Source organism: Martelella lutilitoris (genome assembly GCF_005924265.1).
In the GTDB taxonomy this organism is placed as follows: Bacteria; Pseudomonadota; Alphaproteobacteria; order Rhizobiales; family Rhizobiaceae; genus Martelella; species Martelella lutilitoris.
The window spans coordinates 142,758-167,443 of sequence record NZ_VCLB01000005.1 but is presented as its reverse complement, the minus strand read 5'-3'; the positions used below and the strand labels follow the sequence as shown (position 1 = coordinate 167,443).

The 24,686-nt window shown below is 61.8% G+C and carries 20 protein-coding genes; 7 read left to right on the top strand and 13 right to left on the bottom strand.

Going from position 1 to position 24,686, the window contains the following annotated elements; genetic code table 11:
• Nucleotides 1-217 precede the first annotated feature (217 nt).
• The 4 genes from ileS to FF124_RS09970 form a co-directional block, all read right to left on the bottom strand.
• Nucleotides 218-3,214 carry an isoleucine--tRNA ligase gene (gene ileS, locus FF124_RS09985; protein ID WP_138748354.1) on the bottom strand — a complete coding sequence of 999 codons (2,997 nt, stop codon included), beginning with the start codon at nucleotides 3,212-3,214 and terminating at the stop codon, nucleotides 218-220.
• Nucleotides 3,215-3,524: 310 nt separating this feature from the next.
• Nucleotides 3,525-4,656, bottom strand: a protein-coding gene (gene prfB / locus FF124_RS09980; RefSeq protein WP_138748353.1) for a peptide chain release factor 2 whose coding sequence is annotated in 2 segments (ribosomal slippage) — nucleotides 3,525-4,586 and nucleotides 4,588-4,656 — 1,131 coding nt in all. Because the reading frame shifts where the segments join, the coding sequence is not laid out codon by codon here.
• A 90-nt stretch (nucleotides 4,657-4,746) separates the two neighbouring features.
• Nucleotides 4,747-7,197: a penicillin-binding protein 1A gene (locus tag FF124_RS09975; RefSeq protein ID WP_138748554.1), complete on the bottom strand. Its 2,451-nt coding sequence runs from the start codon at nucleotides 7,195-7,197 to the stop codon at nucleotides 4,747-4,749.
• A 215-nt stretch (nucleotides 7,198-7,412) separates the two neighbouring features.
• On the bottom strand, nucleotides 7,413-8,666 hold the full coding sequence (locus FF124_RS09970; RefSeq protein ID WP_138748352.1) for an N-acetylmuramoyl-L-alanine amidase: 1,254 nt from the start codon (nucleotides 8,664-8,666) through the stop codon (nucleotides 7,413-7,415).
• A gap of 715 nt (nucleotides 8,667-9,381) precedes the next feature.
• On the opposite strand from FF124_RS09970, the gene FF124_RS09965 reads away from it, so the two are divergent.
• Entirely contained in the window at nucleotides 9,382-12,426 is a 3,045-nt protein-coding gene (locus tag FF124_RS09965) for an Rne/Rng family ribonuclease (RefSeq protein WP_138748351.1), read from the top strand.
• A gap of 346 nt (nucleotides 12,427-12,772) precedes the next feature.
• Here the strand turns inward: FF124_RS09965 and FF124_RS09960 are convergent, their stop codons facing one another.
• Nucleotides 12,773-13,933: a pyridoxal phosphate-dependent aminotransferase gene (locus tag FF124_RS09960; protein WP_138748350.1), complete on the bottom strand. Its 1,161-nt coding sequence runs from the start codon at nucleotides 13,931-13,933 to the stop codon at nucleotides 12,773-12,775.
• A 207-nt stretch (nucleotides 13,934-14,140) separates the two neighbouring features.
• Between FF124_RS09960 and FF124_RS09955 the strand changes: the two genes are divergently transcribed.
• The 5 genes from FF124_RS09955 (at nucleotide 14,141) to aat (ending at nucleotide 17,969) form a co-directional block, all read left to right on the top strand.
• On the top strand, nucleotides 14,141-14,944 hold the full coding sequence (locus FF124_RS09955; protein WP_138748349.1) for a DsbA family protein: 804 nt from the start codon (nucleotides 14,141-14,143) through the stop codon (nucleotides 14,942-14,944).
• A 107-nt stretch (nucleotides 14,945-15,051) separates the two neighbouring features.
• The gene (aroQ, locus tag FF124_RS09950; protein ID WP_138748348.1) at nucleotides 15,052-15,489 is read left to right on the top strand and encodes a type II 3-dehydroquinate dehydratase; all 438 of its coding nucleotides are present in this window, start codon (nucleotides 15,052-15,054) and stop codon (nucleotides 15,487-15,489) included.
• A gap of 21 nt (nucleotides 15,490-15,510) precedes the next feature.
• Nucleotides 15,511-15,981, top strand: coding sequence for an acetyl-CoA carboxylase biotin carboxyl carrier protein (accB, locus tag FF124_RS09945; protein ID WP_138748347.1), 471 nt, complete (start codon nucleotides 15,511-15,513; stop codon nucleotides 15,979-15,981).
• A 13-nt stretch (nucleotides 15,982-15,994) separates the two neighbouring features.
• Nucleotides 15,995-17,341, top strand: a complete 1,347-nt coding sequence (gene accC / locus FF124_RS09940; RefSeq protein ID WP_138748346.1) for an acetyl-CoA carboxylase biotin carboxylase subunit — start codon at nucleotides 15,995-15,997, stop codon at nucleotides 17,339-17,341.
• Nucleotides 17,342-17,351: 10 nt separating this feature from the next.
• Nucleotides 17,352-17,969 carry a leucyl/phenylalanyl-tRNA--protein transferase gene (aat, locus tag FF124_RS09935; protein WP_138748345.1) on the top strand — a complete coding sequence of 206 codons (618 nt, stop codon included), beginning with the start codon at nucleotides 17,352-17,354 and terminating at the stop codon, nucleotides 17,967-17,969.
• A gap of 7 nt (nucleotides 17,970-17,976) precedes the next feature.
• Here the strand turns inward: aat and FF124_RS09930 are convergent, their stop codons facing one another.
• From FF124_RS09930 to gatB, 6 genes are all read right to left on the bottom strand, one after another.
• Nucleotides 17,977-19,392, bottom strand: coding sequence for a pectinesterase family protein (locus FF124_RS09930; RefSeq protein WP_138748344.1), 1,416 nt, complete (start codon nucleotides 19,390-19,392; stop codon nucleotides 17,977-17,979).
• Nucleotides 19,393-19,419: 27 nt separating this feature from the next.
• A complete protein-coding gene (locus FF124_RS09925) occupies nucleotides 19,420-19,830 on the bottom strand; it encodes a DUF2155 domain-containing protein (RefSeq protein WP_138748343.1) in 411 nt (136 codons plus the stop codon).
• A 95-nt stretch (nucleotides 19,831-19,925) separates the two neighbouring features.
• On the bottom strand, nucleotides 19,926-20,324 hold the full coding sequence (locus FF124_RS09920; RefSeq protein ID WP_138748342.1) for an NADH:ubiquinone oxidoreductase subunit NDUFA12: 399 nt from the start codon (nucleotides 20,322-20,324) through the stop codon (nucleotides 19,926-19,928).
• 94 nt (nucleotides 20,325-20,418) lie between these two features.
• Complete coding sequence (locus tag FF124_RS09915) at nucleotides 20,419-20,886, bottom strand: GNAT family N-acetyltransferase (RefSeq protein WP_425462525.1); 468 nt, start codon at nucleotides 20,884-20,886, stop codon at nucleotides 20,419-20,421.
• Between the two features lies 1 nt (nucleotide 20,887).
• Complete coding sequence (locus FF124_RS09910; protein WP_138748340.1) at nucleotides 20,888-21,391, bottom strand: GNAT family N-acetyltransferase; 504 nt, start codon at nucleotides 21,389-21,391, stop codon at nucleotides 20,888-20,890.
• Nucleotides 21,392-21,396: 5 nt separating this feature from the next.
• Nucleotides 21,397-22,899: an Asp-tRNA(Asn)/Glu-tRNA(Gln) amidotransferase subunit GatB gene (gene gatB, locus FF124_RS09905; protein WP_138748339.1), complete on the bottom strand. Its 1,503-nt coding sequence runs from the start codon at nucleotides 22,897-22,899 to the stop codon at nucleotides 21,397-21,399.
• A gap of 309 nt (nucleotides 22,900-23,208) precedes the next feature.
• Here gatB and FF124_RS09900 point away from each other — a divergent pair, with 309 nt between their 5' ends.
• A complete protein-coding gene (locus FF124_RS09900) occupies nucleotides 23,209-23,466 on the top strand; it encodes a YjhX family toxin (RefSeq protein WP_138748338.1) in 258 nt (85 codons plus the stop codon).
• 50 nt (nucleotides 23,467-23,516) lie between these two features.
• On the opposite strand, the gene FF124_RS09895 is transcribed toward FF124_RS09900, so the two are convergent.
• Complete coding sequence (locus FF124_RS09895; RefSeq protein ID WP_138748337.1) at nucleotides 23,517-23,792, bottom strand: hypothetical protein; 276 nt, start codon at nucleotides 23,790-23,792, stop codon at nucleotides 23,517-23,519.
• Between the two features lie 48 nt (nucleotides 23,793-23,840).
• Complete coding sequence (locus FF124_RS09890) at nucleotides 23,841-24,596, bottom strand: EAL domain-containing protein (protein ID WP_138748336.1); 756 nt, start codon at nucleotides 24,594-24,596, stop codon at nucleotides 23,841-23,843.
• Nucleotides 24,597-24,686: the final 90 nt, after the last annotated feature.

Sequence of the window (24,686 nt, the reverse complement as noted above, 5' to 3'; positions counted from 1 at the left end):
TCCTTCGACCACCGGGCAGACCTTCCGGGCCTGCGGGTGATCTCGTTCTTTGCTCGACGCGTTTCAGCACCGCTCGCGCCACTGACAATAAGGCGATCCGCCATCATTCGGTGAGAAATCCGGCGAAAACGCGACATTCCTACCGCAGAACGGTCCTTTTCGCAATTCGCCTGAACGACGGCAGCCGGAGGACCATGCGCCCGGCTGCCTTGCGCGCTCAGGCCTTGCCGGCCAATTCCCGCAATGCCGCCGCATCGCGCGCGGAAACATCCGGATAATCGGGATCCGAGCCGACATCATCGGTGATCCGCCAGGAGCGCGCGCATTTGCGGCCCTCGGCAAGCGCCGGCACGACGGCGACATTAGCGACCTCGGGCAGGCGGAATGCATCGTCCGGCCCCTCGCCTTCCTTCACCGTGATCGCCGAGGTGATGCAGATCTCCTCGAAATCGCGGTCATCAAGCGCGGCCAGAAGCGTCTTGTCGTTGACGTAGACGACCGGCGCCGCTTCCAGCGATGAACCGATCCGCTTGTCTCGACGTTCGACCTCCAGCGCGCCGGTGACGACCTTGCGGACCTCGCGGACCTTCAGCCACTTGGCCGCAAGCGCTTCGTCCTTCCAGTCAGCCGGCACGGCCGGGAACTGCTCCAGATGAACAGAAACGGCCTCCGGATTGCGCGAAAGCCAGGCCTCTTCCATGGTGAACGGCAGCATCGGCGCAAGCCAGGTCACCAGGCAATCGAACAGCCTGCGGATGACGACGAGGGCCGAACGACGACGCAGCGAGGACGGCGCATCGCAATAGAGCGCATCCTTGCGAACGTCGAAGTAGAAGGCCGACAGTTCGATATTGGCGAAATCCGTCAGCGCGCGGGCGATCTTCTTGAACTCGAAATCGTCATAGCTCTTGCGCACGAGCTGATCGAGTTCGGCCAGCCGGTGCAGCATCAGCCGCTCCAGCTCCGGCATGTCGGCGATTGCGATGTCCTCGCCCTCGTCATGGGCAAGCGTGCCGAGCATCCAGCGCAGTGTATTGCGCAGCTTGCGATAGGTGTCGACATTGGTCTTGATGATCGTTTCGCCGAGGCGTTGGTCTTCCCAGTAATCCGTGGTCATCACCCACAGCCGCAGGATATCGGCGCCGGATTTCGCCATCACGTCCTGCGGGAAGACCTGATTGCCCAGCGATTTCGACTGTTTGCGACCCTGTTCGTCCATGGTGAATCCATGAGTCACGACGGCCTTGTAGGGCGCGCGGCCGCGCGTGGCGCAGCCTTCCAGCAGTGAGGAATGGAACCAGCCGCGATGCTGGTCGGAGCCTTCGAGATAGACGTCGGCCGGCCATTTCAGGTCCGGACGGTCTTCCAGGACGAAGGAATGGGTCGAGCCCGAGTCGAACCAGACATCGAGAATGTCGGTGACCATCTCCCACTCTTCATTGGCCCGGCTTCCCAGGAAACGCTCCCGCGCGCCCTCGGCGAACCAGGCGTCGGCGCCCTCGTTTTCGAAGGCCTCGAGGATGCGGGCATTGACGTCCGCATCCACCAGCACTTCGCCGGCCTTGTCGGCAAAGACGCAGATCGGCACGCCCCAGGCCCTTTGGCGGGAAAGCACCCAGTCCGGCCGGTTCTCGATCATGCCGCGCAGGCGATGCTTGCCGGCGGCCGGCACGAAGCGCGTATCGTCGATCGCCGAAAGGGCGCGGGAGCGCAGCGTCGTCTGATCGCCGAGGTCCTTGTCCATATAGACGAACCATTGCGGCGTGTTGCGGAAGATGACCGGCTTTTTCGAGCGCCAGGAATGCGGATAGTCGTGCTTGATCCGGCCACGGGCAAACAGGCGATCGGCGGCGATCAGCGCCTTGATGACGCGGTCATTCGCATCGCCCTTCTTGCCGTTGTCGTCCATGACGCGGGCAGCCCCGCCTTCAGCCGAGGGCCCGAAACCCGGTGCCTCGTCGGTGTAGAAACCATCGTCTCCCACCGTGAACGGGATTTTCGGCGAGACGCCGCGCGCTTCGAGGTCGCGCGCCTGTTCCATCCAGGCGTCAAAGTCCTCGCGGCCATGGCCGGGCGCGGTATGGACAAAGCCGGTACCGGCATCATCGGTCACATGGTCGCCGTCGAGCAACGGCACCTTGAAATCATAGCCGAGATCGATCAGCGGATGGGCGCAGGTAACCGCCTCAAGCTCACCGCCGGCGACGTCGCGGAGAAACTTCAGCGTCACCTTCGCCTTCGCCGCACAGTCTTCGGCAAGGTTTTTGGCGAAGAGCAGCTTTTCGCCCTTCTGCGGCCCGAAATCATTCTCCGCCTCGGTGACCTCGTAAAGGCCGTATTCGAGCCGCGACGAAAACGAGATCGCGCGGTTGCCGGGGATGGTCCAGGGCGTCGTCGTCCAGATGACGATGTACGCATCCTTCAGTGTCGCGAAGGCCTGCAAAGCATCTCGCTGATCGTCACTAAGGCTTTCGTTCACCTGTCGAAGTTTAAAATACGGCGAGGTCCGGGTTTTCTCAAGCAAGCCGTTGAATTCCGTCACCGGAAACTTCACCCAGATCGTGTCCGACTGGACCTCGTGATATTCGACTTCCGCCTCGGCCAGCGCGGTGCGCTCGACCACCGACCACATCACCGGCTTGGAGCCGCGATAGAGTTGGCCGGATTTCGCGATCTTCAGGAGTTCGCCGGCAATCCGCGCCTCGGCGTGAAACGCCATCGTCGTGTAGGGCTTTTCGAAATCGCCCTCGATGCCGAGCCGCTTGAATTCCGCCGTCTGCACGTCGATCCAGTGCTGGGCGAAATCGCGGCATTCCTGGCGGAATTCGTTGATCGGCACCTCGTCCTTGTTCTGGCCCTTGGCGCGATAGGCCTCCTCGATCTTCCATTCGATCGGCAGGCCGTGGCAGTCCCAGCCCGGCACGTAGTTGGAATCGAAACCGCGCATCTGGAAGGAGCGGGTGATCACATCCTTCAGGATCTTGTTCAGCGCATGGCCGATATGGATGTTGCCGTTGGCATAGGGCGGGCCATCATGCAGCACGAATTTTTCGCGGCCGGCGGCGTCCTCGCGCATCTTCTTGTAAAGATTGATCTCCTCCCAGCGGGCGACGAGCTCGGGCTCCTTCTTGGGAAGGCCCGCGCGCATCGGGAAATCCGTCTTTGGCAGGTAGAGTGTTTCGGAATAGTCGATCGTGTCTTTTGTGTCGCTCATGGTTTCGCGGCTTTTTCTCTGGTGCGGCGCCTTGAGGGCGCGCTCTCGCAAGTCTTTAAGGAAATCTGTCGGTGGCAGGGGCGTGACAAACGCCAAAATCCCGGACCTTCCGGCGCCTTGTCAGGCTGCGCGGAAAGCCGGGCCGATAATTCGAATGATGCGAAACCGTATCCCAGTCATCATGGGGCCGTCTTTACGGCTTTTTGCCCGGGATGAAAAGAGGAAAGACGGAAAAGCCGATGCCCGCGGCCCGAAGAGGCAGACGCTCCGGCGCGTCCTGTTTTAAGGCAACGCGCCGGATCATCGGCGATCAGTCGATATCCTCGACCGCGGCACCCGCCCCGCCCTCGATGCGGTGGGCAAGGGCCGCTTCCATGAACGGGCTCAGCGCGCCATCAAGAACGTCGGAGGGAGACGTGCTTTCCACCCCGGTCCTCAGATCCTTTACCAGCTGGTAGGGCTGCAGCACATAGGACCGGATCTGGTGACCCCAGCCGATATCCGTCTTCGAGGCCGCTTCCTGGTTGGCCGCTTCCTCGCGCTTCTGAAGTTCCGCCTCATAGAGACGCGCGCGCAGCATGTCCCAGGCCTTCGCCCGGTTCTTGTGCTGGGAACGCTCCTGCTGGCACTGCACAACGATCCCGGTCGGGATGTGGGTGATGCGCACGGCCGAGTCGGTGGTGTTGACGTGCTGACCGCCGGCGCCGGATGCCCGATAGGTATCGATGCGGCAGTCGCCTTCATTGACCTCGATTTCGATCGAATCATCGATCACGGGATAGACCCAGACCGAGGAGAACGAGGTGTGGCGGCGCGCATTGCTGTCATAGGGCGAGATCCGCACCAGACGGTGAACGCCCGATTCGGTCTTCAGCCAGCCATAGGCATTGTGCCCCTTGACGTGGATCGTGGCCGACTTGATGCCGGCCTCTTCCCCGTCATGGACTTCCATCACCTCGACCTTGAAGCCCTGGCGCTCGGCCCAGCGGATATACATGCGCAGAAGCATGTTCGCCCAGTCCTGGCTTTCCGTGCCGCCGGCGCCAGAATGGACTTCGAGATAGGTGTCGTTGGAATCCGCCTCGCCCGAAAGCATGGCCTCGACCTGCTGGCGCTCGGCCTCGGCGAGAAGCGTCTTCAGGCTTTCCTCGGCGTCCTTGACCACCTCGTCGTCGCCTTCCTCCTCGCCGAGCTCGATCAGTTCGATACTGTCGGAAAGCTCCGTCTCGATGCGGCGCACGGAGGAAATGCCGTCATCCAGAAGCTGGCGCTCGCGCATCAGCTTCTGCGCCTCGCTTGCGTCGTTCCAGATATCGGGATCTTCGGCCTTGTTGTTCAGCCAGTCCAGCCGTTTGATTGCCTGATCCCAGTCAAAGATGCCTCCTCAGCAGGGTTACAGCCTGCTTGATTTCGTCGACAACGCCTTCGATTTCCGCTCGCATGGTTCTTTCTGCTTCTTTTGAGAGTGTGATGGCCGGTGAATAAGGGGGCAAGGCGCGGATGTAAACCCCGCCTCACCCATCAGCCGGCGCTCAGTAGAGGCCGCTGGAGCCGGTCGAGATTGCCTTGTTGGCCTGCGAGGAATCGCGCAGGATCTGCTCCGGCGGCACATAGCCGCTCATGTCGATGATATCGAGCGCCTCGGCGGGCCCCGTGCCGGGCTTGAAGGCCTCGGCGATGACGCCGGGGCCGGAACCGCCGGCGCGCATGCCGGTCGAGCGGTTGACCAGAATGTTGGTCATGCCCTCGGGCTCGATGAAGTTTTCAACCGGCAATTCCTTCAGCGCGTCGGTCATGAATTCGTTGAAGATCGGCGCGGCAAGCCCGCCGCCCGTCCCGTGGCGACCAAGGGACGCCGGCTGGTCGAAGCCGATATAAAGGCCGGCCACGAGGTTCGGCGTGAAGCCGACGAACCAGGCATCCTTCTCGTCATTGGTGGTGCCGGTCTTGCCGGCGACGGGACGATCGAGCTTGACCGCGCTTGCCGCCGTGCCGCGCTGGACGACGCCCTCCATCATCGAGGTGATCTGGTAGGACGTCATCGGATCAAGCACCTGCTGTCGGTCGTCGATCAGGATGGGTTCGGCCTGCCCGGTCCATTCTGGCGCGTCGCAGTTCTCGCAGATGCGTTCCTCATGCTTGAAGATGGTCTTGCCGTAGCGGTCCTGAATGCGGTCGATCAGCGTTGGATTGACCTGCTTGCCGCCATTGGCGATCACCGCATAGGCTGAAACCATGCGCATGACGGTGGTCTCGCCGGAGCCGAGCGACATGGCCAGTACCGGGTCCATCTGGTCATAGATACCGAAACGCTCGGCATAATCGGCAACCGTTTCCATGCCAAGGTCGTTGGCAAGACGCACGGTCATCAGGTTCTTCGACTTCTCGATGCCGGTGCGAAGCGTCTGCGGGCCGGAGAAACCGCCGGCATAATTCTGCGGCTTCCACAATTCGCCGCCCGATTCGATTTCGATCGGCGCATCCATGACCACCGAGGCGGGCGTATAGCCATTGTCGAGGGCTGCGGCATAGACGAAGGGCTTGAAGGACGAACCCGGCTGGCGATAGGCCTGCGTCGCCCGGTTGAACTGGCTTTCGGAGAAGGCGAAGCCGCCGACCATGGCCAGAACGCGGCCCGTCTGCGGATCCATGGCGACAAGACCGCCCTGGACCTTCGGCACCTGGCGCAGCCGGTAGGTGTCGCCCTCGCCGGTCGCTTGCACATAGACGACATCGCCGGGCTTCAGCACGCCTTCGGGGCTCTTTGCGTTCGGCTTGCCCTTTTCGAGGAAGCGATAGGCCCACTTCATGTCATCGGCCGGAATGAAACCGGTCTCGCGCGCCGTATCGACCTTGCCGGCGACATCGATCTGCGGGCGGATGCCGATCTGCGCGCCGTCGGCGCCAACGCCGAGCACAACGGCGATCTTCCAGTCCGGCACGTCCCAGAGCGGCCGCATCTTGGCAAGCTCGGGGCCCCAGTCGCCGGTAATCGAGACCTCGGCGATCGGCCCGCGGAACCCGGCGGCCTCGTCATAATTGATCAAGCCGTCGCGCAGCGCCTTCTGGGCATCAAGCTGCATCTCGGGGTCAAGCGAGGTGCGCACCGAAAGCCCGCCTTCATAGAGCATTTCCTCGCCATACTTGTCCTTCAGCTCGCGGCGGACGGCCTCGGCGTAGTATTCATCGCCCGCGATCGGCCGGTTGCGGTGCGTCGAGACGACGCCGAGCGGTTCTGCGCGGGCCACCTCCGCCTCCTCGGCGGTGATGTAGCCATTCTCCTCCATCCGGCTGATCACCCAGTTGCGGCGTTCGATGGCGGCGTCGGGATGGCGGTAGGGATCGTAATTGGCCGGCCCTTTCAGGACGGCGGCGAGATAGGCGCTCTCGGCGATCGTCAGGTCGGAGACCGGCTTGTCGAAATAGGTCAGCGCCGCATCGGCGATGCCATAGGCGTTGAGACCGAAATAAACCTCGTTGAGGTAAAGCTCCAGGATCGTGTCCTTGGAATAGGCCTGCTCGATGCGGAAAGACAGGATCGCTTCCTTGACCTTGCGCTCATAGGTCTGGTCCGACGACAGAAGGAAGTTCTTTGCGACCTGCTGGGTAATCGTCGAGGCGCCGACGGGACGGCGGCCGGTGCCCATATTGCGGACATTGGTGATGATCGCGCGCGTCAGCCCGACGACGTCGACGCCGGGATGGGTGTAGAAGTTCTTGTCTTCGGCCGACAGAAAGGCACCGCGCACGCGCATCGGGATCGCGTCGATCGGCAGGAACAGGCGGCGCTCATGGGCGTATTCGGCCATCAGTTCGCCGTTGCCGGCGTAAATGCGCGTCGTGACCGGCGGCGTATATTGCGCAAGCACCTCGTAATCCGGCAGATCCTTGGCGACATTGTTCAGATAAATCCCGACGCCGATCGCCACCACGACAAACAGCGCGCAGGCGAGGCCGAAAAGATATCCGATAAGCTTGATCACGTTCACGTCTGTTGAATCCTGTCTCTGGCGAGGCTGGCTGCGCTTTCGCGTTCGCCGCAATGGTCTCGTGCCGGCGCATTTTCCAAATGACCGCAGATACCGCTCCAAAGCCGCGTTGAAAACACCCCGCCCACTTTTTTACAACGAATGTGCGCTTTTTGCGACGCCGCTAAAATGTTGTTTCGGCCCAAGGATCGATCCGGCGCAACTGTTGCTCATCCGCCGCCGGAGACCAGCGGATGGCGATAACGCTTGACCGCCTCCACCAGCCGGTCGACCAGACGGTCGCGCCACTCAGGATCAAGCATGCGCCTCTCGTCCTCGGCATTGGAGAGAAAACCGATCTCCAGCAGGATCGAGGGAATGTCCGGCGCGCGCAGCACCATGAAGCCGGCGAAGCGATGGGGATTGTTGATCAGCCCGATCTGCCCGTTAAATGAGGCAACGACCCTGTCGGCAAGCGAGATGGAGAAACTCTGCGTCTCGCGCCGGGTGAGATCGAGCAGGATGTCGGTCACCTCCTCGGGCTCGTTGTCGGCCTCGATCCCCATGATCTCGTTGGAAAGGTTCTCGCGCCGGGCAAGGGCGGCGGCCAGCCGGTCGGAAGCGCGGTCGGAGAGCGTGTAAACCGTCGCGCCGGAAATGTCTGGCTGGTCGAGCGAGTCCGCATGGAATGAGATGAACAGGTCGGCCCCGTGCTGGCGTGCGAGCTCCACCCGCCTGGAGAGCGACAGGTAGATATCGGAATCGCGGGTCAGAAAGGGTTCATAACCCGGCTCTTGCGCCAAACGCCTGGCAAAGGCGCGGGCGAAATCGAGCGTGATCGTCTTTTCCAGCGTCTTCGTGTCCTCGCCGACGGCGCCGGTATCGACCCCGCCATGGCCGGCATCGACGGCGACGACATAGATGTCATCGTCAACGGGCGTCGAAAGGCTGTCGGTGAACACATCGCCGGTCGCGGGCTGTTGGCGCGCCAGCAGCGTCTCGAAGCGCGCGGCATCGGCGATCGCGAGGTCGATCACCAGGCGCGCCCCGGCACCGTCCTCCTGCCGGACCTCGCCAAGCGTCATCTGGATCGGCTCGCGTGCCGAAAGCACGATGCGGGACTGGCCCGGTCCGGTCGCGCCGTAGCGCACATCGCTGACAAGGCCGCGCGGCGCGACCGCGTCTGCTGAAAAACCGAAGGCGGTGCTCGGAAGGGTGATCACCAGCCGGGCCGGATCCTTCAGATAGTGATAGCTGAATTCCGGCGAGCGATCGAAATCGACCACAAGCCGCGCCCGCGCGTCATCGCCGACGAGAAGCGCATTATAGGCGATCAACGGGGCATCGGCGTCTTCCGCGCTGGCGCGCGCTGACGGGGCAATGGCCGTTCCAAGCAGGATCAGCAGCGCCGCGACCGCAACCAGACGCGCTGCGAAAGCATATTCGAACAGACCTTTGCCGCCGGCCAGATTGCGTCCCGTCATGCCACCTCTCGTTCTTCGCAGGCCCCGGCCGCGAAGATGCAATTCATCCGTGTACTACCGTAAATGCCGACCCGCCGACAAGGCCAGGACCATGAACGCCACAGTGATGGCGAAAGAATGGCCCGCCCGCCTTTCCCGATCTCCGTCCGACAAAACCGGGAGCGTTCGCCGCCGGAAGCGGTTCTTCAGTGCCATGATTCGTTGATCGCTCAAATATAACCGTGGATTGGATTTTTCTTGCTATTGCAGCATGGAATACATACTAATGTGTTTCAGGTGGAGATTTATGACGGGACGATTGCGCGCAAGGGCAGCCGGTCTCTTGTTGATTGGCGCCATATGGAGTGACGGATCACCCGCGTCCTTCCACCACCGAACAGAATATCTTCGCCGGTATACGTGTTTCTCAAAAATCGTTTCGGCGTAAGGGTCAGTGCTCTTTGGGCAACCCCCTGAGGGCATATTCATCGCCTCTCCGAGAGAGGCTCGTTAATATTGGTTTCGACTGGTTTCATATGAGAACGAAGCGTCAAATTCTTTTCTCGGCCTGCACGCTCCCAAGCGGCGACAGACTGATTCGAGAAGCAGCCGCCCGCGTTTCGTTGCACCGGTCGAACGCACATTCATCCGGCGCACCCGCAGGCGACCGTTTCCGCATCCGGACCAAGGTCCGCTCGGAAACCGGCGAGCGTCTGCGCCGAGGAGCTCACTATAAATGGCAGACAAAATGCTCATCGACGCCTCTCATGAAGAAGAGACGCGCGTCGTCGTTGTTCGTGGAAATCGCATAGAGGAGTTCGATTTCGAATCGCAGCACAAGAAACAGCTGCGCGGCAACATCTATCTTGCAAAGGTCACGCGGGTCGAGCCCTCTCTTCAGGCCGCGTTTGTCGATTATGGCGGCAATCGCCATGGCTTTCTGGCCTTTTCGGAAATCCATCCCGACTATTACCAGATCCCGCTGGCCGATCGCGAAGCGCTTCTGAAGGAAGCGAACGAGGATGATGACGGCGACGACGCCGAAACATCCATGACTGAGCCGGCAGAGGCCTCCGAAAAGGCTGCCGAGGCCGACGGCAAGCCGAAGCCCCGCACCCGCAGGGGCCGGGCGAAGTCGCGCTCGAAGAAGGCCGAAGAGGCGACCCAGGAGCCGGAAAAGGCCGCAAGCGCGGAAGCCCCGGCAGAGCCTGTCGATGCGTCCAAGGCCGAAACGAAATCCGACGACACGTCAGAGGCAGAGGCGCCCGCCGAGGCTGCAGAAGCCGCCGAGGAAACGGCGAAGCCCAAGCCCCGCAGGCGCCGCAAGCCCGCCGCCAAGAAGGCTGCGAAGGCCGAGGGCGAAACGGACGCGGCGGCTGAGGGCGGCGGCGAGACGGCTTCCGAAGACCAGGCTTCGGGCGAAAACGGTTCCGACGACGAGAACAAGGGCGGCCCGACCCATATGGCGGCCGAGGTCGACGCCGACACGATCTCCGAGGATGTCGACGATGACGACGACAGCGTCGAATCCGTCGGCGCCGAAGACGCCATGGAAGAGGTGCCGGACAACGGCCACCGCCGGATGCGCAAACAGTACCGCATCCAGGAAGTGATCAAGCGCCGGCAAATCCTGCTGGTCCAGGTCGCCAAGGAAGAGCGCGGCAACAAGGGTGCGGCGCTGACCACCTATCTTTCGCTTGCCGGCCGCTATTCAGTGCTGATGCCGAACACGGCGCGCGGCGGCGGCATTTCCCGCAAGATCACCAATCCGGCGGACCGCAAGCGGCTCAAGGAAGTCGCCAAGGGCCTCGAAGTGCCGCAGGGCATGGGCGTGATCCTGCGCACCGCCGGCGCCAATCGCACCAAGGCCGAGGTCAAGCGCGACTTCGAATATCTGATGCGGCTTTGGGAGAACGTCCGCTCCAAGACGCTGACGTCGACGGCGCCCTGCCTCGTCTACGAGGAAGGCAGCCTGATCAAGCGTTCGATCCGCGACCTTTACAACAAGGACATCAGCGAGGTTATCGTTTCCGGTGACGAGGGTTACCGCGAGGCGAAGGACTTCATGAAGATGCTGATGCCGAGCCACGCCAAGGTGGTTCAGCGCTATCGCGACATCCACCCGATCTACTCGCGTTCCGGCATCGAGGCGCAGCTCGACCGCATGCTGCAGCCGCAGGTGACGCTGAAATCGGGCGGCTACCTGATCATCAACCAAACCGAGGCGCTGGTTGCCATCGACGTCAACTCCGGCCGTTCGACGCGCGAGCACTCGATCGAGGATACCGCGCTTCAGACCAATCTGGAGGCGGCGGAGGAAGTGGCGCGCCAGCTCAGGCTGCGCGACCTTGCCGGCCTTGTCGTCATCGACTTCATCGACATGGAGGAAAAGCGCAACAACCGCGCTGTCGAGAAGAAGCTGAAGGAATGTCTGAAGAACGACCGCGCCCGCATCCAGGTCGGCCGGATCTCGCATTTCGGCCTTCTGGAAATGTCGCGCCAGCGCATCCGCGCATCCGTTCTGGAATCGACCACCCAGGTCTGCAGCCATTGCGGCGGCACCGGCCACGTTCTCTCGCAGTCTTCCGTTGCGCTCCACGTGCTGCGCGGCGTCGAGGAGTATCTGCTGAAGAACACCACGCATAACATCACCGTGCGCACGACGCCGGAGATCGCGCCCTACCTGCTCAACCAGAAGCGCAACACCATTGTCGACTATGAGAACCGCTTCGGCGTCGAAATCATCGTCGAGGCCGATGGCGATCTCGAGAACAGCCATTTCGAAATCGACCGCCGCGATCCAGTCGAAAATCCGGTGAAGATCGAGGCGCTGTTCAATCTGATCGAGGAACCGGAAGAGGACGTCGTCGATGTTCCGGATTTCGAGGACGCGGACGAGTCAGACAGCGCACCGGCAAGCAGCAATGCCGGCGACAGCAACGGCGACGAGGAAGGCGGCCGCTCGCGCCGCAAGCGTCGCCGTCGTCGCGGCGGCCGCAACGGCGGCCAGCAGAACGGCAGCAGCGCCGAGAGCGACCAGTCGCAGGACGATGACGACACCGGATCGGCCGACGACAACGCCCAGGAAGCGTCGAACAGCAGCGATGATGACGGCGACAAGCCGCGCCGCAAGCGCCGTCGCGGCAAGCGCGGCGGTCGCCGCAACCGCAGCGATGACAATGCCCAGCAGGAAACTTCCGGCGACAGCGCCGAGGCTGAAGGCAAGGAGAACGCCTCCGAAGCCGTCGCCGAGAGCAAGCCGGATGAGGCGGAACCCGAAAATGCGGCTCCCGCCGCGCCGGAGAGCACAGCGGAAACCGCCGAGACCGCGGCAAGCGAGGTCGTGACCGAAAGGCCTGCCGAGGAAACGGCCGAGGCGAACGCCGACCAACCGACCGAGATCACCGAAGACGAGGCGATGGCCGAGATCGAAGGCCGCAAGCCGCGTCGCCGCCGCAAGCCGAAGGCCGAGAAGGCCGAGGCAGCAGCCGAGGAAACGGTCGCCGAAACCGCTGAAGCGAAGCCCGCGGCGATCGAGGAAACCGAGACCAAGGTCGAGGTCGAACAACCGGCGGACGAGGAAGCCCCTGAAGCTGAAACAGAAGCAGAAACAAAAGCGGCAGAGACTTCGTCGGACGAAGATAAGGTTGAGACAAAACGCGCCAATCGCGGCGCCAATGTCGCCTCATCCGAGCCGGTGGTCACCTCCAACGGCGCAGAGAACGACGACGAGCCCGCCAAGCCGAAGCGCGGCTGGTGGCAGCGTCGCGGGTTCTTCTGAGCCGAGGAAAATATCTGAAATGAAAACGCCGCCGTTATCGAAACGGCGGCGTTTTTGTTTGTCGCCCCCCGGGCAAGCAATCACGGTGCGGCCCCCTTCCCCGCCGTCATACCGGCCTTGAGCCAGTATCCAGTAAGGGCCAAGTCCTTGCGCGCAAAGACTCTTTCTTGAAAAGCCTTACAAGCGGCCCTGGACCCCGGATCAAGTCCGGGGTGACGGACAAAGGGTAGGCGAGCTCCGAGTGTCTGCAACAAGGGTTTGTCAGCAGCCTGAAGCCGCCGTTTCGATAACGGCGGCGTTTTTTTTGTCGGCAGAAAGGGTTTCGAAAAACGAAACGGGCTTTGTCTCAGCCTCTTTTCGGTAACCAATTGCCCACGCGCTCCACCGCCTGGCGGATCTCGGCCTCGGTTCCCGCATAGGAAAGCCTCAGATAGCGACCGCCGGTCAGCGGATCGAAATCCGCCCCGGGTGTTGCCGCGACGTCGATTTCGGCCAGCATTTTGCGTGAGAATGCCACGCTGTCGTTGGAATACCCACTGACATCGACATAGGCATAGAAGGCGCCGTCCATGGGCGAGACCACGGGAAGTCCGATCTCCGGCAGCGCCTTGATCAGGAAATCGCGGTTGGCGCGGTAGATTGCGCGGTAGCCGTCGAGCTGAGGGCGTGCATCAAGGGCAGCCTCGGCGGCGATCTGCGAAAGTTCGGGCGCGCTGATATAGATGTTCTGCGCCAGTTGCTCGAAGACGCGGACAAGCTTCTCCGGCAGCACCATCCAGCCGACGCGCCAGCCGGTCATGCAATAATATTTGGAGAAGGAATTGATCACCACCGCCTCGTCGGTGAAGGACAGCGCCGTGGCCTCCTCGCCGGAAAACACCAGCCCGTGGTAGATCTCGTCGGAGATGAAGGCCGTGCCGCGCGCTTCGCACCAGTCGGCAAGCCGTTTCAGCGCAGCCCGGCCTGTCACGGTGCCCGTCGGGTTTGCCGGACTTGCCAGCAGCACGCCCTTGATGGCGACGCCCTCGGCGCGCTCCGCTTCCTCAAGCGCCTCCGGCGTCAGCGTGAATGCGTGCCGCTCATTTGCCTCGACCTCGACAACCTTCAGATCGAGCGCCTTCAGGATATTGCGATAGGCGGGATAGCCGGGCCTTGCGATCGCGACCGCATCGCCGGCATCAAACAGCGCCAGAAAGGCGAGGTTGAAACCCGCCGACGAGCCGGTCGTCACCGCAATGCGCGCCGGATCGACATCGGCGCCCATGCGGGACCGGTAGTCATTTGCGATCGCCTCGCGCAGGCTTTGAAGGCCGAAGGCATCGGTATAGCCGAGGTGACCGTGTTCGAGGGCGGCGCGGGCGGCCTGGAGCGCGCGGTCGGGCGCGGGGTGGGAAGGCTGGCCGACGGCAAGCGAGAGCACCGGGCGTCCGGCCTTCTTCCGGCGATTCGCCTCCGCCAGCACGTCCATGGCCAGGAATGAATCGATTTCGCTGCGTTTCGACGGCATTCTGCTTCTTCCTTGTCATCAGGCCCGTTTGACAGGCAGTTTTACCGGGCTTGGACCATTCCTTGGCGCGCTGCAATCCTTCCGATCAAAAAAGCGGGATTTTGAAGGCTAACCGCCGGATTTCCGGCCTTTGCTATGGACATCGCCGCCTTTTGCGCACAATTGGTTCCTAGCTGAGATTATCGTGTCATGCAGGAAGGGGAAATCATGTCATCAAAGGGACTGACGCTCGCCATCGTTGCGGTCGTCGCGACCGCCGTTGCGTCTGCGGCTGCGACAACCGCCGCGATTTACGGCTTTGCCTCCCCTCAGCCAGCAGAACAGGCCGCAGCGTCCGGAACCGATGATTTCGGCACGCGCGTGCATGACTATCTGGTCGCCAATCCGGAAATCCTGCTCGACGTCCAGACCGCGCTTCAGCGCAAGCAGGCCGAGGAGCAGCAGAAAGAGGCACAGGCTGCCATCGCCGCAAACCAGAACCTGATTTTCCAGCCGGAATTCGACGCCGTGCTCGGCAATCCCGACGGCGACATCACCGTTGTCGAGTTCTTCGATTACAATTGCGGCTATTGTCGCCGCGCCCTTGCCGACATGGACGAGATCATCGCCGACAATGACGATGTGCGCTTCATCCTGAAGGAAATTCCGGTCCTGGGGCCGGAATCACAGGCCGCACAGCGCGTCTCCTATGCTTTCTTCAAGATCACGCCCGAGACGTATCCTGATTTCCACCGCGCCCTGATGGGATCGGGCAACCGTGCCACAGATGAAAGTGCGCGCGCCGTGGCTGCAGCCTTTGGAGTCGACAGCGACCAGATCGATGCGGCGATGGAGGAGTTCCCGCCCGAGGCCGCGCTCGAGGAGCATTTTGCCCTGGCCAATGCCGTCGGCGTTACCGGGACGCCTGCCTATATCGTCGGCGACACCATGCTGCACGGGGCCATCGGCGCGGATCGTATCCAGCAGGTGATTGACAATATCCGCGATTGCGGACAGGGAACCTGCTCTTGAGGTTTTCGCCGCTGCGACGCTTAACCAAGGCGTTTCAACCTCCGGCCTTTGGGCTTTTCCTGAATGACCTGAACGTCTATAGGTGAAGGCGAAACTGGAATTGACGGATGACACGCGTAATCTTTGTTTTGAACGGACCCAACCTCAATCTTCTGGGCAAGCGCGAGCCGGGCATCTACGGCGCGCTGACCCTTGAGGCCATTGAGGAGGCCTGTCGCATGGAGGCCGAAACGCTCGGTTTTCAGGCCGACTGCCGCCAAAGCAATCATGAAGGCGTTCTTGTCGACTGGCTTCACGAGGCCAATGACAAGGCCGCCGGTGTCGCCATCAATCCGGGTGCCTACGGGCACACATCCATTGCGCTTCACGACGCCATACGCGCCATCAGCGTGCCTGTCGTGGAGCTTCACATTTCCAACATTCATGCCCGTGAGCCCTTTCGCCACAAGACAATGACGTCTGCAGCGGCGAAGGGGGTAATCTGTGGTTTCGGACAGGACAGTTACCTGCTGGCGCTTCGCGCGCTCAAGACGCTCACGGAATAAGAAGAACAAAGGAACACACCCATGGCAGATCAAAAGAAGGCAGTCGACGCAAAGCTGGTGCGCGAACTCGCTGTTATTCTCAACGAGACCGATCTCACCGAAATCGAGGTCGAGCAGGACGGCCTGCACATCCGCGTCGCGCGCGAAGTGACCGTCGCCCCGCAGCACGCCATGGCCTATGCACCGGCAGCGCCCGCTGCCGCGCCGCAGCCGGCGGCGGCCGAAGCCCCGGCCGCAGCAACTGCCGCCAGCAATCTCGACCAGGCCGTCAAGGCCCCGATGGTCGGCACGGTCTACCTGGCCCCTGCTCCCGGCGCGCGCCCCTTCATCGAAGTTGGCGCCAACGTCAAGGAAGGCCAGACCCTCCTCATCATCGAAGCGATGAAGACGATGAACCAGATCCCGGCGCCGAAGAGCGGCAAGATCACCCAGATCCTCGTCGACGACGCCCAGCCGGTCGAGTTCGACGAACCGCTTGTCGTGATCGAATAACGGGTCAGAGCGAATGTTTTCCAAAATCCTGATCGCCAATCGCGGCGAAATTGCTCTTCGCGTACAGCGCGCCTGCAAGGAGCTCGGCATCGCCACCGTTGCCGTGCACTCCACCGCGGACGCCAACGCGATGCATGTGCGCCTTGCCGACGAGAGCGTGTGCATCGGCCCGCCCTCCTCGCGCGAGAGCTACCTCAACATCCACCAGATCGTTGCCGCCTGTGAGATCACCGGCGCCGACGCGGTCCATCCCGGCTACGGCTTTCTTTCCGAAAACGCCAAATTCGCCGAGATCCTCGAAGCCCATGGCATCACCTTCATCGGCCCCACCAGCGAACATATCCGCATGATGGGCGACAAGATCACCGCCAAGACGACCGCCGAGAACCTCGGCATCCCGGTCGTGCCCGGCTCCGGCGGTTCGGTCGACACAGAAGACGATGCTGTCCGGACCGCCGAGGAGATCGGCTATCCGGTGCTGATCAAGGCAACCGCCGGCGGCGGCGGGCGTGGGATGAAGCTCGCCCGCACCCCCGACGACCTGCTCGAGGCCTGGAGCACGGCCCGCGGCGAAGCGGCTGCGGCCTTCGGCAATGATTCGGTCTATATGGAGAAATATCTCGACAAGCCGCGTCATATCGAGGTTCAGGTCTTCGGCGATGGCGAAGGCGACGCCATTCATCTGGGCGAACGCGACTGCTCGCTGCAGCGCCGCCACCAGAAGGTCTGGGAAGAGGCCAATTCGCCGGCGCTCAACGTCGAGCAGCGCATGCAGATCGGCGAGATCTGCGCCGATGCGATGCGCAAGATGAAGTATCGCGGCGCCGGCACGGTCGAGTTCCTCTATGAAAACGGCGAGTTCTATTTCATCGAAATGAACACCCGTCTTCAGGTGGAGCATCCGATCACCGAGGCCATTACCGGCATCGACCTCGTGCATGAGCAGATCCGCGTTGCCGCCGGCGCCGGCCTTTCGGTCAGCCAGAAGGATATCTCCTTCTCCGGCCACGCGATCGAATGCCGCATCAATGCCGAAAACGCGGAGACCTTCCGCCCGTCGCCGGGCACGATCACGCATTTCCATGCCCCCGGCGGGCTTGGCGTGCGCATCGATTCCGGCGTCTATCAGGGCTACAGGATCCCACCCTATTACGACAGCCTGATCGGCAAGCTCATCGTCCACGGCCGCACCCGCGTGGAATGCATGATGCGGTTGAAGCGCGCGCTCGACGAGTTCGTTGTCGACGGCATTGACACGACGCTGCCGCTTTTTCAGGATCTGATCGCCAACCAGGATATCGCCAACGGCGACTATGATATCCACTGGCTGGAACACTATCTGGAAGACAAGGCAAAGTAGCTGAGAGGCCATGGAAAAGAACGCCGGAAAGAGCAGCAGGATCACTCCTGAATTGCTTTTGAATGCCTATAGCATCGGCCTCTTTCCCATGTCCGAATCGGCCGATGACACCGAGCTTTTCTGGGTCGAACCGGAAATCCGCGGCATCATCCCGCTGGATGCGCTTCACATCTCCCACAGCCTGCGCAAATTCATGCGCAGGTCTCCCTACGAAGTCCGCTTCAACCATGATTTCGACGGCGTGATCGCCGCCTGCGCGGAACCGGCCCCCGACCGGCCGCAGACATGGATCAATGACGAGATCCGCTCGCTCTACAAATCGCTGCACGCTATGGGCCGCGCCCATTCGGTGGAGGCCTGGCAGGACGGCGAACTCGTCGGCGGGCTTTACGGCGTCTCGCTGAAGGCGGCGTTTTTTGGCGAGAGCATGTTCTCGCGCCGCCCGAACGCCTCCAAGATCTGCCTCGTGCATCTGGTGGAACGCCTGCGCGCCAACAATTTCCTGCTGCTTGACACGCAGTTTACCACCGACCATCTGAAGACGATGGGCGCGATCGATATCCCCAAGGAAGAATATATGACGCTGCTGAATGCGGCGCTTGTCTGGCCTGATCAGCCGTTTCCGTGAACGAGGCCTATGCCTGCCGATTGTCGAACTCCGCAAGCCAGGGCTCGGCCGGATGGGGCTCGTGGAGCGCAAGCCCCTCGCCCTTCAGCCAATCGCCGAGATAGCGGAAGAAATCGGCTGACGTATACTGCACGGGCCTGTAGCGCGTGTTCCATTCGCCGGGCACGAATTCCCCATCCGCATTGCGCCTGCCGCCGCTCCAGTCGTCCCAGGGCGCCTGCTGATTGATATGTTTGCCGATGCGCGAGTTGAGGATCACGCATTTGCCGACGGCTTCCAGCACGTCGAGCGAGATCGTGCCCTCGGGTGGATGATCGAATTCGGAGGTCTCGGCAAGCCGCGTGCGGTAGCCCTCGATATTGGGAATGCCATAGGGCGAGGCCCGCACCGTCTGGAACCATTGCCGCCCGAGCGAGAAGGTGCCGGCAAGCGCGGCCTCGCTGTCGTCATGGGTAAAGTCGCAATCATTGAAGACGATGCCGTAGCGCGTGTGCATGTTGGTCGAGGGGGCGACAACATAGGTGTGGTCGACGCGGCTTCCGAGCGAGCGGATCTCGCAAGCCTCGAAATAGGCCGTCGAGCGACCGAAGATGAAGTCGATATCGCCTTCGACATGGCAGTTCGAATAATAGGAACGCACAGTCATGCCCGGCACGCGCCCCTTGAAATAGAGGGTGTCCTGGAAGCTTGAAAAGCGCACATGGTCGAAATGGACGCGGTCGGCATTGTGCACCAGCGTCGCCACCGCCTGATGCCAGCCTTTGGCGAACTGGCCGGCCGCATTCTTCGGCCCGCCCTTGCCGTCCTCGCATTTCGCGTTCTTGTCCGCTCTATCGCAATTGTAGGCGTTCCGGACGCTGAGGTTCTTCGCCTGAAAGCCATCATTTTCGACCCTAAGCACGCAGGCGTTTTCCGTCGACAGACGATCAAGCGCCGCATTGGCATGATAGATTTCAGCAATCTCGGGCGCATAATCATCAACCGCTGTCCCGAAGGTTGCCAGAAAATCAGGCCCGCTCATGCCCTGATCAATCGTGGCACGGATCACCGTCTCCTGCGGCGCGTTGCCCGTTCCGAACAGCGTGATCGCAACGGACCGGTCGCCGACGATGAGACGCGGCACGATGACCGTCTCGTCGTAGATGCCGGGGCGGACGGCAATATAGACGCGGTCGCCCGTCTTGCCCGCGCCGGCATCGCGCACGGCCTGGCTGACGGCCATCTGGACGGAGGAATAGCCTCCACCTTCTTTTGCGACGGTATAATCCGCCCGCACCTTGTCGTTGCCGGACATGAAGCCGTCGGCCTTCGGGTCCCACGGGTCGACGCGCTCGGCCCCGGCACGCCCGGTGTATTTCAGGACTTCAAGATAGTGAAACGTCTCGGCCTCAGCGGCGCTCAGTTGGGGACGCGCATCGGACATGGCGGGCCTTCACAATATGTTCGGGGGTCAGGGAGCGGGAATGGTCGCCTCGCCGACGCAGTCCGTCAGCCAGACGTCGTAGATCGGGTCTTCGACGGCGTTGAGCGCCGGCGAATCGGCAAACATCCAGCCGGAGAAGATGCGAGAGACCTCGTTCTGCAGAGACACCTTGTCGACCTGGACGAAGGCATCGACCTGCTGTTCCTCGGTCTCGTCACGCGAATAGCAGACGCGCGGCGTCACCTGCAGGCGGCCGAACTGCACCGTCTCGCCGACATAGGCGTCGAATGTGTAGGTGCGCCCGGTAATCTTGTCGATGCCGCCGAAGACGGCGACCGGGTTCTCCACCCGCGCGGCAAGGGCAGGACCGGCAACAAGGCCCGTCGCCGCAAGGCCGAGCGAGAGAGTGATGAGACGGCTCAATGCACGCAAATCCATGGATCATCCCTTGATAGCAAAAAGCGCGACCGATGCCGCGCTTCATTTTAAGACTGACATTGTTGCCAGCCTACCGTCAGATTGCGGCAAAAACCTTACGCGCCCGGGGTCCAGGCGTCGTAATCGCCCGTGACCTTGTTGCGTTCGCCCTGAACGGCGAGCGAGCCCTTGGGACGATAGGCAAGCGCGGTGCCCGTAAGGTTCGGATTATGCGGCTTTTCCCACTCCCGCGCGGTGTAGGCGGCCTTGGTCGGCGGCGTGTCGGTGCGGTGATGCATCCAGCCGTGCCAGCCGGGCGGAATGGTGGAAGCATCGGCGTAACCGTTGTAGATCACCCAGCGCCGCTTAAGGCCATAAGTGGACATGCCGCCTTCGTAATAGACGTTCCCGAACTGATCCTCGCCGACCTTCTTGCCGAAGCGGCGCGTGAACAGATCCGTGCCGATGGTCGAGCCGTTCCACCAGGTAAACATCTTCGCCAGAAAGCTTGCCATTCTCTTTCCTTACGTCTTCGACCGCGAGAGCAGCCAATTTCCTAAACCCGTGTATGGCGCGTCATGGCGCGCTTGTCCAGAGCGTCGGACCGCCTCAGGAGCCTTTCAGCTTCATTTTGAAGCCGAGATGGGATGGCGTGAAACCGAGCCGTTCATAGAAACGATGGGCATCTGTGCGGCTGCGGTTCGACATCAGTTGCACCAGCCGGCAGTCCTCCACCCTCGCCTCCTCGATCGCCGCATTGATCATCTTCGCCCCGATGCCGCGACCGCGCCAATCGGGGTGGGTCTGTACCGCCTCAACGGTCAAGGTCGCGCCGCCCCGGCCCGTCAGCGTGCGGGTATAGGAGGTCTGGAAGGTACCGACGACCGTGCCGTCAAGCTCCGCCACATAGAGCGTGTCACTGGCCGAGGCGGCGATCGCATTGAAGGCCGCGCGATAATCGCCATAGGCTTCAGGATCGGTCGTATCGCCGTGGCCGCCAAGATCATCCGTAGCAAAGATTGCGATCAGCGCCTCAAGATCGCCAGGCACCGCCTCCCGGATCACCAAACCGTCGATGTCAGACACCGGGCAGGTCCTTTTCCATGATGATCGCCGGAATGCCGGAACCGCAGGCGCCGCAATTCTCGGTCCGCCCGGCCTCGCTCATGCCATGCGCCTGATAAAAGGCCAGTGCGGCGTCATTGCCGATGACGACTTCGAGCGCCAGCTTCCTGGCATTGGGAAAGCAGGTTTCGATCTCGGCAAAGAGATCGCGGCCAATGCCCTGGCGTTGGCATTCAGGATGAATATAGAGCTGGTGCAGGTTGACGACATCCGCACGCTTCTGTGAAGGCGCCGCATAGGCCATGCCGCCGATGCGCGTGCCGTTGTCGGCGACAAGGAATTCGCCGCCCTTGCGCTCCAGCCGGTCCTTCACCGCCTTTGGCGAGTGCCAGCCTGCGACCATCTGGTTGACCTTCTCGGCGCCCAGCAGAGCATCATAGGTTTCGTGCCAGGAGGCATCCAGCAGCACGCAGACCGCCGGAATATCGGTTTCCATCGCTGTGCGAACGAAGAACAACAGGCTTACTCCGTAACGCCGAGCTTTTCCTTCACCAGCGCCTGAACGGCCTGCGGGTTGGCCTTGCCCTTGGACGCCTTCATCACCTGGCCGACAAACCAGCCGGCAAGCGAGGGCTTGTCCTTGACCTTTGCGGCCTGTTCCGGATTGGCGGCGATGATCTCGTCGACGATCTTCTCGATCGCGCCGGTATCCGTCACCTGCTTCATGCCGCGCTCTTCGACGATCGCCTTCGGATCGCCGCCCTCGTTCCAGACGATCTCGAACAGGTCCTTGGCGATCTTGCCCGAGATCACCCCTTCCTTGATCAGCGACAGGATGGCGCCGAGCTGTTCGGGCGAAACCGGGGTTTCGTCAATGCCCTTGCCGGCCTTGTTGAGCGCGCCGAGCAGATCGTTGATCACCCAGTTTGCCGCAACCTTTGCATCGGAGAGGCCAACCAGCTTTTCGTAATAGTCGGACACCGCCTTGTCGGAGACCAGCACCGAGGCGTCATAGACCGAAAGGCCGAGATCGCCCACAAAACGCGCCTTCTTGTCATCGGGAAGTTCCGGCAGGTCCTTCGCCAGTTCGGCGATGAAGGCATCGTCGAATTCGAGCGGCAGCAGATCCGGATCGGGGAAGTAGCGATAGTCATGCGCATCCTCCTTGGAGCGCATTGCCCGCGTTTCGCCCTTCACAGGGTCGAACAACCGGGTTTCCTGATCAATCGTCCCGCCCTCTTCGAGGATATCGATCTGACGGCGGGCCTCGCTCTCGATTGCCATGCCGACGAAACGGATCGAGTTGACGTTCTTGATCTCGCAGCGCGTGCCGAATTCGCCGCCGGGCTTGCGCACGGAGACGTTGACGTCGGCGCGCATCGAGCCTTCGTCCATATTGCCGTCGCAGGTGCCGAGATAACGCACGATGGTGCGAAGCTTGGTCAGGAACGCCTTGGCCTCGTCGGCCGAGCGCATATCGGGCTTGGAGACGATTTCCATCAGCGCCACGCCGGAGCGGTTCAGATCGATAAAGGACATTGCCGGATGCTGATCGTGCATGGACTTGCCGGCATCCTGTTCCAGATGCAGGCGCTCCATGCCGATCTCGATATCCTCGAAATTGCCCTGCTTGTCGGGACCAAGCGAGATGGTGATCGTGCCCTCGCCGACGATCGGGTCCTTGTACTGGGAAATCTGGTAGCCCTGCGGCAGGTCGGGAAAGAAATAGTTCTTGCGGTCGAAGATCGAGCGCTTGTTGATCTTCGCCTTCAGCCCCAGACCGGTGCGCACGGCCTGCTTGACGCATTCTTCATTGATAACGGGCAGCATGCCGGGCATGGCTGCGTCCACCAGCGAGACGTTGGCATTGGGCGCCTTGCCGAATTGCGTCGAGGAACCGGAGAAGAGCTTGGAATTGCTGGTGACCTGCGCATGCACTTCCATGCCGACAATCACCTCCCAGTCGCCGGTGGCGCCGGGAATGAGGCGTTTGGGATCGGGCGTACGGGTATCGACAATGGTCATGGTCAGCTCATCGTTCTTCTACGGGATATGGTTCGTGAGGTAGAGCAAACTGGGGCAAGACGCAAGCGATAGGGTGCGCTGCCGCACGCCAAAAACCTTGACCTTTCGCTCCGTCAGTCGTATTCCGTTGACGTCAACCTGGAGTTTGGATGTTCAACCGATCGGAATCCCGGTAAGGGCCCTGCCCGCCTTGCTTTGCTGAAGCAACAAGCGCGCAGCGGCCGGAAACCATGAGCCTCGCCGACGCACGCGTCAGCGGGAACGTGTTTTCGTGCGCCTTTTTTTGGCGCCAACCCGGGTTTGACGATAATGGACATCTCGCGCAACGAACAGCGCATCCTGCACCTGCTCGCACAGGGCGGCAGGATCGAACTGACACGCACCGAAACCCGCAAGATCGAGAAAGCCGATTGCTTCACCCGCGATGGCTGGCTCTATCCCGGTCTGGACATTACTTTGTTTCGCAAGCTGAAGGCCAAACGCGCCATCCGCTCCAAGGGCGGCAAGCCGTACCAGATCACCGAGCGCGGCCTGCGGCTGGTCAGAAGCCAGCCCGACAACACCTAGCAACGGAAGACGGGAGAGGTGCAACGGCGCCTCTCCCGGACGGTTGCCCCCTACCGCATGACCGCGATCTCTGCTTTCAATCCGGCATATTCGTCCGCGAAGCTTCCCTGCGGAACCGTTTTTTTCGCGCGTCGATACCAGTAGCCGGCGTTCCACGTATCGCCTTCGATGCGATGGCAGAGCGCATGCGCCGCGTCATAGGGCATCTCGCCCTCATGCGCCTGGCAGATTTCGTGCACGGCCTCCCATTCCGGACCGATGACGAAGCCCGCGCCGGCAAGGCTTTCGAGCGCCGTCTCGAGGTCTGTCAACTGGTTGCTGCTCATGAAGAATCTCCTCCCGTATGCTGCCCGGCCATGCCCCGCCAAACCAACTCAGGGTCGCCACCGGATCTCGTCTGTCCGCGGCAGATGCTCAAAGGCGGGGCGACAGAGATAATAGCCCTGGGCAAGCTCCACGCCGAGATCGCGCAGCATGGCGAGCTCGCCGGCCGTCTCCACCCCTTCGCAGACGAGATCGATTTTCATCTCCCGCGCCATGGCGACAAGATGCTTGACCATGATGCCGCGCGCGTCGCTTGTGTCGATACCGCGCACCAGTTCCATATCCAGCTTCAGGATGTCCGGCGGCATGTTGGCCAAGAGCGAAAGGCCGGAATGGCCGGCGCCGAAATCGTCCACCGCCGTCAGGAAACCAAGCTCCCGGTAAAGCGTTACGATCGCGTTGAGCTTGTCGGTGTCGGCAACCTCCGATTCCGTGAATTCGAAGATCAGTCGGTCGCTGGAAACCTCGCATCGCTTGCCGGTAGCAAGCGTCAACTGGATGCAGGCGCGCGGTTCATAAATCGCGCGCGGCATAAAATTGATCGAAAGCTTGGCGGCGGTCTGCATCAGGCCGAGGTTTGAGGCAAGCTCGATCGCTTTCACCCGGCATTGCTGATCGAAGGCATAGAGATTGTCGTCGTTCAGCTGCGCAAAAAGCGTTCCCGCGCCCTCGCCCTTCGGTCCGCGCGCCAGTGCCTCAAAGGCGAAGACGGCCCCGTCTGTCAGGTTGACGATCGGCTGGAAGGCCATTGAAAAGTCAAACGGCAGGGCCTCGGCATTCAGGCATCCGATACATGATCCGGACATTCAAAAAACTCTCGTCTTCAACGGTTCCGCGTCCCGGCGGCTTAGCGCATCGTGCTTTGTGCGTCCGAATGGACGCACGGGGCTCGAGGG

Bases quoted from the DNA above. Each gene is read 5' to 3' on its own strand.
- FF124_RS09890 (WP_138748336.1), bottom strand. From the start codon at position 24,596: ATGTCCGGATCATGTATCGGATGCCTGAATGCCGAGGCCCTGCCGTTT.
- FF124_RS09960 (WP_138748350.1), bottom strand. From the start codon at position 13,933: ATGCCGTCGAAACGCAGCGAAATCGATTCATTCCTGGCCATGGACGTG.
- FF124_RS09930 (WP_138748344.1), bottom strand. From the start codon at position 19,392: ATGTCCGATGCGCGTCCCCAACTGAGCGCCGCTGAGGCCGAGACGTTT.
- aat (WP_138748345.1), top strand. From the start codon at position 17,352: ATGGAAAAGAACGCCGGAAAGAGCAGCAGGATCACTCCTGAATTGCTT.
- accB (WP_138748347.1), top strand. From the start codon at position 15,511: ATGGCAGATCAAAAGAAGGCAGTCGACGCAAAGCTGGTGCGCGAACTC.
- FF124_RS09970 (WP_138748352.1), bottom strand. From the start codon at position 8,666: ATGACGGGACGCAATCTGGCCGGCGGCAAAGGTCTGTTCGAATATGCT.
- FF124_RS09965 (WP_138748351.1), top strand. From the start codon at position 9,382: ATGGCAGACAAAATGCTCATCGACGCCTCTCATGAAGAAGAGACGCGC.
- aroQ (WP_138748348.1), top strand. From the start codon at position 15,052: ATGACACGCGTAATCTTTGTTTTGAACGGACCCAACCTCAATCTTCTG.
- FF124_RS09920 (WP_138748342.1), bottom strand. From the start codon at position 20,324: ATGGCAAGCTTTCTGGCGAAGATGTTTACCTGGTGGAACGGCTCGACC.
- FF124_RS09895 (WP_138748337.1), bottom strand. From the start codon at position 23,792: ATGAGCAGCAACCAGTTGACAGACCTCGAGACGGCGCTCGAAAGCCTT.
- FF124_RS09925 (WP_138748343.1), bottom strand. From the start codon at position 19,830: ATGGATTTGCGTGCATTGAGCCGTCTCATCACTCTCTCGCTCGGCCTT.
- FF124_RS09900 (WP_138748338.1), top strand. From the start codon at position 23,209: ATGGACATCTCGCGCAACGAACAGCGCATCCTGCACCTGCTCGCACAG.
- ileS (WP_138748354.1), bottom strand. From the start codon at position 3,214: ATGAGCGACACAAAAGACACGATCGACTATTCCGAAACACTCTACCTG.
- gatB (WP_138748339.1), bottom strand. From the start codon at position 22,899: ATGACCATTGTCGATACCCGTACGCCCGATCCCAAACGCCTCATTCCC.
- FF124_RS09955 (WP_138748349.1), top strand. From the start codon at position 14,141: ATGTCATCAAAGGGACTGACGCTCGCCATCGTTGCGGTCGTCGCGACC.
- accC (WP_138748346.1), top strand. From the start codon at position 15,995: ATGTTTTCCAAAATCCTGATCGCCAATCGCGGCGAAATTGCTCTTCGC.